The sequence below is a fragment of the Pseudomonas sp. NPDC089395 genome (assembly GCF_044749525.1).
Taxonomy (GTDB): Bacteria; Pseudomonadota; Gammaproteobacteria; order Pseudomonadales; family Pseudomonadaceae; genus Aquipseudomonas.
The window spans coordinates 485,647-496,661 of sequence record NZ_JBIVID010000002.1; the positions used below are offsets into that span (position 1 = coordinate 485,647).

The window sequence follows — 11,015 nt, forward strand, 5'->3', positions numbered from 1 at the left end:
AACTTGGAGCATCAGTACGAATAACCCCGCACTGCAGATCGCGATAAGCTGAAGCGACATAGCAGTAACGCGGACCTACATTACGCTGTTTGGGACCATAGAGAGACCGAACCATGAATGCCCCGCTCCGTGTCAACGAAGCCCTGCTGATTGCCGACCACGCCTTCGAACCTTTCCAGTGCGTAGCCTGGGATGCACCCAACGGTACTGGTGAGCTGAGCCTGGCCGTGATCGACCGGACCAGCACCCGTATCGGGAGCAAGCAAGTGTCTTCGCGTATCTATTCCGACCCGGCACAATGGGCCTGCCTGATCGAGGAAGTGCGCGCCGAGTTGTCCCAGAAGGGTTATGACCTGCAGCCTTGGTCGATGCCGAAGTAATATCACCGACTGACCAGCAAGTGCGTGCCTGTCACGCACTTGTGCAACTTTTAAATTCGCCTGCGAGCAACTTTTCAGTTGCGACATAGTGTCGCGCCAGTTGCCTTATTGCATGACCCTGCACTGTTCCAGGTGCTGGTATTCAGCCTGAAGTTGTTCGGCCAATTGCCGCGCTCGCCCCAGGCGAACCGGCGCCAATTCCATGTCCACCAGTAACGTCGCACACGGCATGGGTTGCACATCCTTCCAGCGCTGCAGACGGCCATCGGTAAACACCAGACAACGCTGAAGCTCTTGTGGGTAGGCGTTTTGCCGTGCCTGCAGCCAGCGACGCGCCTGCTCCAGCGCCGCGATCAATGGGGTTCCTCCCCCGGCCCCCAAGGTTTGCAACCAAGGTTGCAGGGCGGTCGAGGCTTTCAGCCCCTGGCGTTGCCACTGGGGCGCACCGCCGCTGGCGGTCATCAGCGCCAGCCGGGCTCGCTGGCGATAAGCCTGGTCGAATAATTCGGCCAGCAGGCCTTTGCCGTGCGCCAGCGCCTGGTGGCGCCGGGTCGAGGCCGAAGCATCGACGATCACCAGCCACAACTCGGTGGCCTGAGCCTGACGCTGCTGCCAGCACAGGTCGCGCCGCTGCAGCGGGCGCCCCTTGAGCAAGGTCGGCAGCCAAGCCACACGGCCCTTGCTCGCCGCACGCGCGCGGCCACGGCTGGCGCCAGCCAGTTTTCCAGCACGGGGCATGGCATCCGCCACCTTGTTGCCCGGTGGGCGGATGCTCAGGGCTTTTTTGCCCAGTTCGGTACCTCGCGCCTGGCACCGCTGGTGACCGGTTGAGCCGGCAGTGCCCCCCAATCCCCTTGCCCACTCTGGCTTTGCGTATCGCGGCCGGCAGCCGCAGGCGGCGTGGAATCGGCGGCGGGCTCGGGCAACTGCCGGCGCCGGTGGCGCAAGGCAAACTCCGCCACCGCCTCGACGTCGACCAGCTCGATCGCCTTGCCACCGCGCCAGGCGCAATGCGCGCGGGCGGCGCGCAGCCAGACCAGGTCGGCACGCAGGCCATCGACGCCAGCGGCATAACAACGCTCAGTGATCCAGGCCAGCGCCTGATCGTCCAGGGCAATCGCTGCCAGCCCCTGGCGAGCGGCCTGGCAGCGCTCACGCAGTTGCGCCTGGGCCACGGCCCACTGCTCGCAGAAGGCCTGTGGGTCAGTGTCGAAGGCCAAGCGACGGCGAATGATCTGCTGCCGAGCCTCTGGGGCTGGCAGCCCTTCGAGCACGACATTGAGCCCGAAGCGGTCAAGCAGCTGAGGGCGCAGCTCGCCTTCTTCGGGGTTCATGGTGCCGATAAGGACGAAACGCGCACTGTGCCGGTGAGAAATACCATCGCGCTCGATACGGTTGGTACCGCTGGCGGCAACGTCGAGCAACAGGTCCACCAAGGTATCGGGCAGCAGGTTGACTTCATCGACATACAGCACCCCGCCATCGGCATGCGCCAGTACACCGGGGGAAAACTGCGCCTTGCCCTGCCCCAGCGCGGCATCCAGGTCGAGCGTGCCGACCAGGCGTTCTTCGCTGGCACCCAGCGGCAAGGTGACGAAAGGCCCCTCGCCGAGCAGGTCCGCCAAGCCACGCGCCAGGGTGCTCTTGGCCATGCCGCGCGGCCCCTCGATCAGCACGCCGCCGATCCTGGGGTCGATGGCGGTCAGGCACAACGCAAGCTTCAGGTCGTCGGCGCCGACCACGGCCGCCAGGGGAAATTGCACGGGTTCACTCATTTCAAGCCTGTTCCTCGCCATCGAGCAATTGTTCCTCGAGTGCTTCGCGGTAGTCGCCAGGCTGCTCCCAGAGTCCCCGCTGCTGGGCCTCCAGCAAGCGCTCGGTAAGGTCGCGCAGCGCCTCGGGATTGTGCTCGCGCATGAAGTCGCGGGTCGCTGGGTCGAGCACATAGGCATCGGCCAGCGACTGGTAATGATGATCGTCGATCAAGTGCGTGGTCGCGTCGAAGGCGAACAGGTTGTCGACCGTCGCCGCCAGCTCGAAAGCGCCCTTGTAACCATGGCGCTTGGCGCCGTCGATCCACTTGGGGTTGAGGGCGCGGGCTCGAATCACCCGGTTCAGCTCTTCCTTGAGGGTGCGGATACGCGGTCGGTCAACTTGACTGTGATCGCCGTGATAACTCGCCACCGTCGCCCCGGACAAAGTCTCGGACGCCGCCAGCATGCCGCCTTGGAATTGGTAGTAATCGTTGGAATCGAGCAAGTCGTGCTCGTGGTTGTCCTGGTTCTGCAGGACGGCCTGAACCTGGCCCAGGCGCCGGGCAAACTGCGCGCGTGCCGGGGTGCCATCGTCACCGGCTCCATAGGCGTAGCCACCGTGGTTGAGGTACACCTGGGCCAGGTCATCGCGGTTGTGCCACAGCCGGCCATCGATGGCATTTTGCACGCCGGCACCGTAGGCACCCGGCTTGGCGCCGAACACCCGCCAACCGGCCTCGCGCGCCGCCTGCTCAGGCGCGATGCCCTGCGCCTGCAGAGCGTCGCGCTCGTGACGCACGCGGGCGGCCAACGGGTTGAGATCGGCAGGCTCGTCCAGTGCCGCCACCGCTTGCACTGCCGCATCGAACAGGCGGATCAGGTTGCCGAAGGCATCACGGAAAAAACCCGAAACCCGCAAGGTCACGTCTACCCGCGGTCGGTCGAGCAGGCCTAATGGCAAAATCTCGAAATCGTCGACGCGTTGGCTGCCCGTGGCCCACACCGGCCGCACGCCCATCAATGCCATAGCCTGGGCGATGTCGTCGCCACCGGTGCGCATGGTCGCCGTGCCCCACACCGAGAGCCCGAGTTGACGCAGGTGGTCGCCATGGTCCTGCAAGTGCCGTTCGAGGATCAGGTTCGCCGACGCGAAACCCAGACGCCAGGCTGTGGTGGTGGGCAGGTTGCGCACATCCACGGTGTAGAAGTTGCGGCCCGTGGGCAGCACATCCAGGCGGCCACGGCTGGGTGCACCGCTAGGGCCGGCTGGCACGAAGCGCCCCGCCAAGGCGGCGAGCAAGCCGTTCATCTCTGCGGGCCCGCACGCGTCGAGGTTCGGGGCAACCTGTTCGCACAACGCACCGAGCACCGCCTGCACGGGTTGCCATTGCGGCTCGTCGGGCAGTTGCAGGGCCATTTCCAGTGCTTGCTCGATGTACTTCAGCGCCAACAGTTCGAGGCGCTCACGGGTATCGCCGCAGGTGCGCCACGCCTCTTCGCTCACAGCCTGCAGCGGCGCCGGCCGAGCACCTGCCCAGGGCTGGCCGAGGTCGCAGTCGAGAGGATCGAAGCCCAGTGCCAATGCCTTGGCCAATGTGCGCAGCAGGCTGGCATTGCCGCCGCGACCGTCACCGCGCTCCACCCGCAGCAGGGCCAGCAGCGTATCGACCCGCAGCCGAGCCTGGGGCGATTGGCCGAACACATGCAGGCCATCGCGGATCTGCGATTCCTTGAGGTCGCACAGGTAGGTGTCCAGCCGCGGCAGCCACACGGCGGCATCCTCCAGCTGACCTTCCAGTTGCAGCTCACGGTCGATGTGGTTGGCCTTGACCAGTTCGAGGATATCGCGTTGCAACTCACGGGCCCGCCGTGGGTCGAGCAACTGCGCTTCATAGAATTCGTCGGCCAGCTGCTCCAGGTGGCGCAAGGGGCCGTAGGTTTCGGCGCGGGTCAACGGGGGCATAAGGTGGTCGATGATCACCGCCTGGGTGCGGCGCTTGGCCTGGGCGCCCTCACCCGGGTCGTTGACGATGAACGGATAGATGTTTGGCAGCGGGCCCAGCAAGGCGTCCGGCCAACACTCGGCGGACAGGCCCACGCCTTTGCCGGGCAACCATTCCAGATTGCCGTGCTTGCCAACATGGATCACCGCATCGGCGGCAAAGGCATGGCGCAGCCAGAAGTGAAACGCCAGGTAACCATGCGGCGGTACCAGATCCGGGTCGTGGTACACGGCGCTGGGGTCGACCTGGTAGCCGCGCGCCGGCTGGATGCCGACGAAGGTCAGGCCGAAACGAAGGCCGGCCACCATCAGCCGGCCGCTGCGGTACATCGGGTCCTGCTCGGGCGGGCCCCAGCGTTCGAGCACGGCCTGACGGTTGGCGGCGGGCAGGCGCTCGAACGCTGCCTGGTAGTCCGCCAGGCTCAGGCTCTGCGCGCATGGGCGCTGATCGAGGTGTTCGAGGTCATTGGTCACGCCACCGAGCAACTGCTGGATCAACTGCGTGCCGCTGTGCGGCAGCTCACCCAGCGGGTAACCCTCGGCTTTGAGGGCCTGGAGTATGTTCAAGGCAGCGGCTGGCGTGTCGAGCCCAACGCCATTGCCGATGCGCCCATCGCGGGTCGGGTAGTTGGCCAGCACCAAAGCCACGCGCTTTTGCCCATTGGGCAGGCGTGACAGCTCGACCCAGCGCCGCGCCAGTTCGGCGACGAAGTCCATGCGCTCGGGGTGGGCCCGGTAGCAGACCACGTCGGACTGGCTGCGCTCGCTGCGCCAGGCCATGTCCTTGAAGCTGACCGGCCGGGTAATGATGCGCCCGTCCAATTCCGGCAAGGCAATGTGCATGGCCAGGTCGCGGGCGCCCAGTCCCTGCTCGCTGGCTTCCCATCCCGGCTGATTGTCTTGCGCGCAGATGGCCTGCAGCACGGGAATATCGCGACGCAGCGGGCGCAGGTTGGGGCGCTCCGGGCTGGACATGGCAAAACCGGTGGTATTGACCAGCACCTCGGCGCCGACCTCATCCAGCCACTGTTCGACCTGCTCCAGGCAGGCGCTTTCCTTGAGGCTGGCGACGGCGATAGGCAGCGGGTTGAGCCCGGCTGCCTGCAGGCGTTGGCAAAACACATCGACGAAGGCGGTGTTGGCCGCCTGCAAATGCGAACGGTAGAACAGCAGCGGTGCCACCGGTTGCTCGGGGTGCCACTCGCCGTACCAGTCTTCGAGCGTGGCACTGGCCTTGGTGGGGTGATACACCGAGGTGCGTGGCAAGGGTTGGGGTTCGTTCCAGGTGTAATCGCGCCCCAGCCATTGGTTGGCCAGGCAACTGAACAGGTTGACGGCATTGGCTTTGCCGCCTTGGCGCAGGTAGTGCCAGAGGCGCTCTGCCGCTGCGCCAGTCACCGTGCCCAGATCGGTCAGTTCCGGGTCCGGGCGGTCGTCGCCCGGCACCAGGATCAACTGCACACCGCGCTCCGCCAGCGTCACCAATTGCTCGACACCGTAGCGCCAGTAGCCGACGCCGCCGTGCAACGACACCAGGATGACCTTGGCGTGGCGCAGTACCTCTTCTACATACAGGTCGACCGAGGCATGGTTCTGCACCTGCATCGGGTTGGCCAGACGCAGACTGGGAAAGTCATCCGGCAGTTGCTCGGCGGTTTCGGCGAGCAACGCCAGGTGCGAATCGCCGCTGCAGAGGATCACCAGTTCGGCGGGTGTCTGGCCGAGGTCGGCAATGCTGTCGTCCGGCACGAAGCCGCCGGGCTGGGTCCGCAGCAGATGCATGGGTCAGGCGCCCAGGGCCTGGCGCAGGCGCGCTTCCAGCTGCACGGCATCGAGGTCCTGGCCGATCAGCACCAGGCGGGTGAGGCGCGGCTCGTCGGCACGCCAGGCGCGGTCGAAGTGTTTGTCGAAGCGAGTCCCCACGCCCTGCACCAGCAGGCGCATCGGTTTGCCGGGAACGGCGGCGAAGCCTTTGGCTCGCAGGATGCCGAACTCCACCACCAGTTGCGTCAGGGCGTCGAGCAGCAGGCTTTCGTCCGCTTCCGGCAGGTCGATGGAGATGGAGTCGAACGCGTCGTGGTCATGGTCGTCGTGGTCATCGCCGTCGTGGTGCGAATCGTGATGGGTGCGGCGGCCATCGATGTGCACCTCGGATTCGGCGCCCACGCCCAGCAGTACGTCCAGTGGCAGGCGGCCACTGCTGGCCTCGATGACCTTGACCGCTGGCGGCAGCTCTTCGGCCACTTCGGCGCGGACCTTGGCCAGGCCTTCGGCGTCGATCAGGTCGGCCTTGTTCAGCACCACCAGGTCAGCACTGGCCAACTGGTCGGCGAACAGTTCATGCAGCGGCGATTCGTGGTCCAGGTTGGGGTCGAGCTTGCGCTGGGCGTCGACCTGGTCCGGGAACGCGGCGAAGGTGCCGGCAGCCACGGCCGGGCTGTCGACCACGGTGATCACCGCGTCGACGGTGCAGGCCGTGCGGATTTCCGGCCACTGGAAGGCTTGTACCAACGGCTTTGGCAGCGCCAGGCCGCTGGTTTCGATGAGGATGTGGTCCAGGTCGCCGCGACGGGCAACCAGTTCACGCATGACCGGGAAGAACTCTTCCTGCACGGTGCAGCACAGGCAACCGTTGGCCAGCTCGTAGACGCGGCCAGTGGCCTCTTCTTCCGTGCAGCCGATGCTGCACTGCTTGAGGATTTCGCCGTCGATGCCGAGCTCGCCGAATTCGTTGACGATCACCGCGATGCGGCGGCCCTGGGCGTTGTCGAGCATGTGGCGGAGCAAGGTGGTCTTGCCCGAGCCGAGGAAGCCGGTGACGATGGTGACGGGGAGCTTGGCCAGTGTTTTCATGTCGCGTTGCCCTTGGCAGGTTGGCGCGGGCACACGGGACGAAAGCCGCGGGCCAGGCCGGCCGGGCTCGTTCGCCACCGGATCACCCCGCCCGGTTGAAAGTCGAAAACGTGACGAGGCAGGTCTCCTGGCTTGCACCGTTCCGGCCCCCATGAATCAGGGGGCTGGCGGGATGACGCCTTCCCGCGCCTTTGGCGCAGTGGCTGTGTCGATCCGTTGCCGGTGCCTACAGTTGCGGGGGCAGCCGCGGCTTGTACCGCGTTCCCGTCTTAGCTTCGGCCTGGCCGAAGAACCTCGAAGCGGCAAGGCTACGCGGGGGGTGGCGGGTGGTCAACTCATGGCTTGCGTTTTGTGGTGGTGCAAAGATCGGGCGCCGCGCGGGCGGCGCTCGATTTCTGCCCCACCCCAAAACTTAAGGCCTAAGCCAAACCCTGTAACAACATGCAACCAATTGACGGAAACCCTGCCCCGTGCTCTCCTTACGCCTTGCGTTCAGGTGCCCCCTCGGGGGTGAAACGGGAAACCGGTGCGTCGCAGGCCCTCGAGCAGGGCCGGACCAGGCCGGTGCTGCCCCCGCAACGGTAAGCGAGCGAAGCGTCTAGACCACTGTGCCACGTCGTTCGGCATGGGAAGGTGACGCTTTCCAAGGAGCCCTGCTCCTCCTCGCAAGCCCGGAGACCGGCCTGGCGTCACATGAACACCCCGCGGTGGGCGGGCGCTGTCGCATTCCCTTGGGCGCTTCGCGTCCGGGGCTGCCGCGCTTGCCCGTTGAGCTTAAAACAACAGAGGAACGCGTCATGCCCATTTCCAGCGCCAAGCACAGCATCGCCACCCCCGTCACCCTCAGCCAGCGCGTCGTCATTGCCGTAGGTGCCAGCCTGCTGGGCCTGTGCCTGGTCTATTTCGCCGGTTTCTCGCACATCGAGGCCGTGCACAACGCCGCCCACGACACCCGCCACAGCGCCGCATTCCCCTGCCACTGAGGCCTGCCCCATGATCAAGCGCATTGCCCGCACCGCTGGGTTCAGCGGCCTGCTCGCAGCCTTGCTGCTGACCCTGCTGCAAAGCTTCTGGGTCGCCCCGTTGATTCTCCAGGCGGAAACCTACGAGTCGGCAGCCCCCGCCGCCGAACACCACAGCCATGACGGCGGGGCCGTTGCGGCCCATGAACACAGTGCAGAGGCCTGGTCGCCGGAAGATGGCTGGCAACGCATGCTCTCGACCACCGGGGGCAACCTGGTAGTGGCCGTTGGCTTCGCCCTGATCCTGGTCGCCCTGTACAGCCTGCGCGAACCCAATCGGGTCAGCACAGGTGCGCTGTGGGGCCTGGCCGGCTTCGCGGTGTTCTGCCTGGCCCCGACCTTGGGTCTGCCGCCCGAGTTACCCGGTACCGCCGCCGCCGACCTCGGCCAACGCCAGAGTTGGTGGATCGGCACCGCAGCCGCTACCGCACTGGGGCTGGCACTGCTGGTGTTCGCCCGGCACTGGCTGCTCAAAGCCGCCGGCGTGGTTCTGCTGGTCGTGCCTCACGTCATCGGTGCGCCGCAGCCTGAGGTGCACCAAAGCCTGGCACCCGAGGCTCTGGAAACCCAGTTCAAGATAGCCTCGTGGCTCACCAATGCCGCGTTCTGGCTGGCCTTGGGCCTGCTCAGCGCCTGGTTCTACCGCCGTGCCCAACAAGCCTGATGGACCTTGAAACGCCGCTGCCGGCGCTGTATGCCGGCTTCGGCTGCCGCCGCGGCTGCCCGGTGGATGTCCTCGACACCCTGCTGCGCCAGAGCCTGGCTTCACAAGGCCTGGCGCTGGATGCGCTACGTGGCATCGCCACTATCAGCCTGAAAGCCGACGAACCCGGGCTGCGCCAGTTGGCCCTGCGTCACGGCTTGATCCTGGTGGTATTCGATGTCGGCCAGCTACAGGCATTCGAACCCTTGCTCAGCCATCGCTCAGCACCGGCCTACGCCCACAGCGGCTGCTGGGGCGTTGCCGAAAGCACGGCGTTGGCGCTGGCCAGCCGCGAGCTTGGCTCGGCCAGCCTGCGGGTCACGCGGCAAAGCCACGGCCCGGCTACCGTCGCCCTGGCCTGTGGCGGATAATCGCTTCAACCATTCTTCTGCAAGGAATTTCCATGACGGTCTACTTCATCGGTGCCGGCCCTGGCGACCCGGATCTGATCACAGTCAAGGGGCAGCGCCTGATCCGACAGTGCCCGGTCATCATCTACGCCGGCTCCCTGGTACCGGCGGCGTTACTCGCAGGCCACCAGGCCGAGACGGTCATCAACAGTGCCGAACTGCACCTCGAACAGATCATCGAGGCCATGCAAGCTGCCCATGCACAGGGCCAGGATGTCGCGCGTGTACACAGTGGCGACCCCAGCCTGTACGGTGCAATCGGCGAACAGATCCAGCACTTGCGTGAACTGGGCATCGACTACCAGATCATTCCCGGGGTCACGGCGACCGCTGCCAGTGCCGCCTTGCTGGGCTGCGAACTGACCCTGCCGGACGTGGCGCAGACGGTCATCCTGACCCGCTACGGCGACAGCTCACCCATGCCGGCCGGGGAGCAACTGGGCGACCTGGCCCGCCATGGTGCGACCTTGGCCATTCACCTGGGCGTCAAGCACTTGCCACGAATCGTCGAGGAACTACGCCCCCACTATGGCGCAGAGTGCCCGATCGCCGTGGTCCATCGCGCCACCTGGCCGGACCAGGACTGGGTTCTCGGCACCCTGACCGATATCGTCGAGCAGGTCGCCAGCAAAGGTTTTCGCCGTACCGCGCTGATCCTCGTCGGCCAGGTACTGGGCGACACACCGTTCGCCGCGTCGGCCCTGTACCGCGCCGGGCACGCGCATCTGTACCGCCCCGGCGGGTGAGCATTGCCACCGGTACGCCCGCCATAGCAGACTGCAAATCTGTCCCCTGCGTACCGGAGTCACGCCCATGCTGGAGCTACGCCCCAATTGCGAATGCTGCGATGCCGACTTGCCGGGCGATAGCCCAGAGGCATTCATCTGCTCGTTCGAATGTACGTTTTGTCGTAACTGCACCGAAACACGCTTCCAGGGCCGTTGCCCGAACTGCTCTGGCCAGTTGCTGCCCCGCCCCACACGGGTTGGCCTGGCATTGAGCAACAACCCGGCATCGACGCATCGCGTCCTCAAGCCCCACTCGGCCTGCAAGTAACGGCCCAGCGGCACCCGGCATCGCCGCGCCCGGGCGATGCCTCTTCCGACATGTTGTAGGAATTTTCCACAACTCCTGCTTGCTTGTTCAACAGTTCTATACTCGCCATTACCAAGGAATCGGAATGGCCGTATCGTGCTGCGCTGCAGAAAGAACTTGCAGACGTATTCCTGATTAAGCACAGGAAACGGACCACATTCCGACAGGAGTTAACTACATGACAACAGTGTTGATCGTCGACGACCACCCCATCGTCAGGCTGTCCATGCGCCTGCTGCTGGAGCGTGAGCGCTTCCGTGTGGTTGGCGAGGTAGGCAACGGCAGCGAAGTGGCGCAAGTAGCGCGTGAGCTGCGGCCCGATGTGGTGATACTGGACATCGGCCTGCCGGGCCTGGATGGCATGGAGGTGATCAAGCGCCTTCAGCAGCTGGAACCAACCCCCAAGATCATGGTGCTGACCGGGCAAGCTAGCGACCTCTACGTGCGCCGCTGCCTGGATGCCGGCATTGGCGCGTTCGTGACCAAGGATGAAGACCATGATGCCTTGATTTTCGCCCTCAAGGCATTGGTCAAGGGCTATTCCACGTTTCCGCAGATGTCGGTCAACAGCAATACACTGGACAGCGAACCCAAACGCCTCGAAAGCCTGTCCAACCGGGAGATGGAAGTGCTGCGACGCCTGGCCCGAGGCGAAAACAACAAGCACATCGGCAGCAGCATGAACCTCAGCGCCAAGACCATCAGCACATACCGGGGGCGCATCATGGAAAAGCTCAAGACCGAATCGTTGGTGGAAATGGTCGATCTGGCCAAACGCAACCACGTCAACTGAGCG

Annotated in this window: 11 protein-coding genes and 2 riboswitches; of the genes, 7 read left to right on the forward strand and 4 right to left on the reverse strand. The window is 65.3% G+C overall.

Translation table 11 applies throughout. The annotated features are described in order from the left end of the window. Window positions 1-113 precede the first annotated feature (113 nt). Entirely contained in the window at window positions 114-380 is a 267-nt protein-coding gene (locus tag ACIPZG_RS07255) for a hypothetical protein (protein ID WP_008089269.1), read from the forward strand. Window positions 381-485: 105 nt separating this feature from the next. Here ACIPZG_RS07255 and ACIPZG_RS07260 read toward each other — a convergent pair whose 3' ends face one another. From ACIPZG_RS07260 to cobW, 4 genes are read right to left on the reverse strand one after another with little or no spacing between them, the layout of a single operon-like run. Further along, a complete protein-coding gene (locus ACIPZG_RS07260) occupies window positions 486-1,118 on the reverse strand; it encodes a VWA domain-containing protein (RefSeq protein WP_400711631.1) in 633 nt (210 codons plus the stop codon). A gap of 35 nt (window positions 1,119-1,153) precedes the next feature. Then, the gene (locus tag ACIPZG_RS07265; RefSeq protein ID WP_400711634.1) at window positions 1,154-2,155 is read right to left on the reverse strand and encodes an ATP-binding protein; all 1,002 of its coding nucleotides are present in this window, start codon (window positions 2,153-2,155) and stop codon (window positions 1,154-1,156) included. 1 nt (window position 2,156) lies between these two features. Continuing rightward, window positions 2,157-5,918, reverse strand: a complete 3,762-nt coding sequence (gene cobN, locus ACIPZG_RS07270) for a cobaltochelatase subunit CobN (protein ID WP_400711637.1) — start codon at window positions 5,916-5,918, stop codon at window positions 2,157-2,159. A gap of 3 nt (window positions 5,919-5,921) precedes the next feature. Further along, window positions 5,922-6,989: a cobalamin biosynthesis protein CobW gene (cobW, locus tag ACIPZG_RS07275; protein WP_400711640.1), complete on the reverse strand. Its 1,068-nt coding sequence runs from the start codon at window positions 6,987-6,989 to the stop codon at window positions 5,922-5,924. Between the two features lie 99 nt (window positions 6,990-7,088). Then, a riboswitch (cobalamin riboswitch) is annotated at window positions 7,089-7,301 on the reverse strand. Between the two features lie 165 nt (window positions 7,302-7,466). Beyond that, a riboswitch (cobalamin riboswitch) is annotated at window positions 7,467-7,691 on the forward strand. 95 nt (window positions 7,692-7,786) lie between these two features. Here cobW and ACIPZG_RS07280 point away from each other — a divergent pair. The 6 genes from ACIPZG_RS07280 to ACIPZG_RS07305 all read left to right on the forward strand — a co-directional run bounded on the left by ACIPZG_RS07280 (window position 7,787) and on the right by ACIPZG_RS07305 (window position 11,012). Then, a complete protein-coding gene (locus ACIPZG_RS07280) occupies window positions 7,787-7,972 on the forward strand; it encodes a CbtB-domain containing protein (RefSeq protein ID WP_008089280.1) in 186 nt (61 codons plus the stop codon). Window positions 7,973-7,982: 10 nt separating this feature from the next. Continuing rightward, the gene (locus tag ACIPZG_RS07285) at window positions 7,983-8,675 is read left to right on the forward strand and encodes a CbtA family protein (RefSeq protein ID WP_400711643.1); all 693 of its coding nucleotides are present in this window, start codon (window positions 7,983-7,985) and stop codon (window positions 8,673-8,675) included. A 17-nt stretch (window positions 8,676-8,692) separates the two neighbouring features. Further along, window positions 8,693-9,085, forward strand: coding sequence for a cobalamin biosynthesis protein (locus ACIPZG_RS07290; RefSeq protein ID WP_400712204.1), 393 nt, complete (start codon window positions 8,693-8,695; stop codon window positions 9,083-9,085). Between the two features lie 32 nt (window positions 9,086-9,117). After that, the gene (gene cobM, locus ACIPZG_RS07295; protein WP_400711646.1) at window positions 9,118-9,870 is read left to right on the forward strand and encodes a precorrin-4 C(11)-methyltransferase; all 753 of its coding nucleotides are present in this window, start codon (window positions 9,118-9,120) and stop codon (window positions 9,868-9,870) included. A 67-nt stretch (window positions 9,871-9,937) separates the two neighbouring features. Then, on the forward strand, window positions 9,938-10,180 hold the full coding sequence (locus ACIPZG_RS07300; protein WP_400711649.1) for a DUF1272 domain-containing protein: 243 nt from the start codon (window positions 9,938-9,940) through the stop codon (window positions 10,178-10,180). Window positions 10,181-10,397: 217 nt separating this feature from the next. Next, window positions 10,398-11,012, forward strand: coding sequence for a response regulator (locus tag ACIPZG_RS07305; RefSeq protein ID WP_400640078.1), 615 nt, complete (start codon window positions 10,398-10,400; stop codon window positions 11,010-11,012). The last annotated feature ends 3 nt before the right edge of the window (window positions 11,013-11,015 follow it).

Excerpts from the sequence above, each read along its gene's own strand:
- ACIPZG_RS07255 (WP_008089269.1), top strand. The coding sequence starts at position 114 with ATGAATGCCCCGCTCCGTGTCAACGAAGCCCTGCTGATTGCCGACCAC.
- ACIPZG_RS07260 (WP_400711631.1), bottom strand. The coding sequence starts at position 1,118 with ATGCCCCGTGCTGGAAAACTGGCTGGCGCCAGCCGTGGCCGCGCGCGT.
- ACIPZG_RS07265 (WP_400711634.1), bottom strand. The coding sequence starts at position 2,155 with ATGAGTGAACCCGTGCAATTTCCCCTGGCGGCCGTGGTCGGCGCCGAC.
- cobN (WP_400711637.1), bottom strand. The coding sequence starts at position 5,918 with ATGCATCTGCTGCGGACCCAGCCCGGCGGCTTCGTGCCGGACGACAGC.
- cobW (WP_400711640.1), bottom strand. The coding sequence starts at position 6,989 with ATGAAAACACTGGCCAAGCTCCCCGTCACCATCGTCACCGGCTTCCTC.
- ACIPZG_RS07280 (WP_008089280.1), top strand. The coding sequence starts at position 7,787 with ATGCCCATTTCCAGCGCCAAGCACAGCATCGCCACCCCCGTCACCCTC.
- ACIPZG_RS07285 (WP_400711643.1), top strand. The coding sequence starts at position 7,983 with ATGATCAAGCGCATTGCCCGCACCGCTGGGTTCAGCGGCCTGCTCGCA.
- cobM (WP_400711646.1), top strand. The coding sequence starts at position 9,118 with ATGACGGTCTACTTCATCGGTGCCGGCCCTGGCGACCCGGATCTGATC.
- ACIPZG_RS07300 (WP_400711649.1), top strand. The coding sequence starts at position 9,938 with ATGCTGGAGCTACGCCCCAATTGCGAATGCTGCGATGCCGACTTGCCG.
- ACIPZG_RS07305 (WP_400640078.1), top strand. The coding sequence starts at position 10,398 with ATGACAACAGTGTTGATCGTCGACGACCACCCCATCGTCAGGCTGTCC.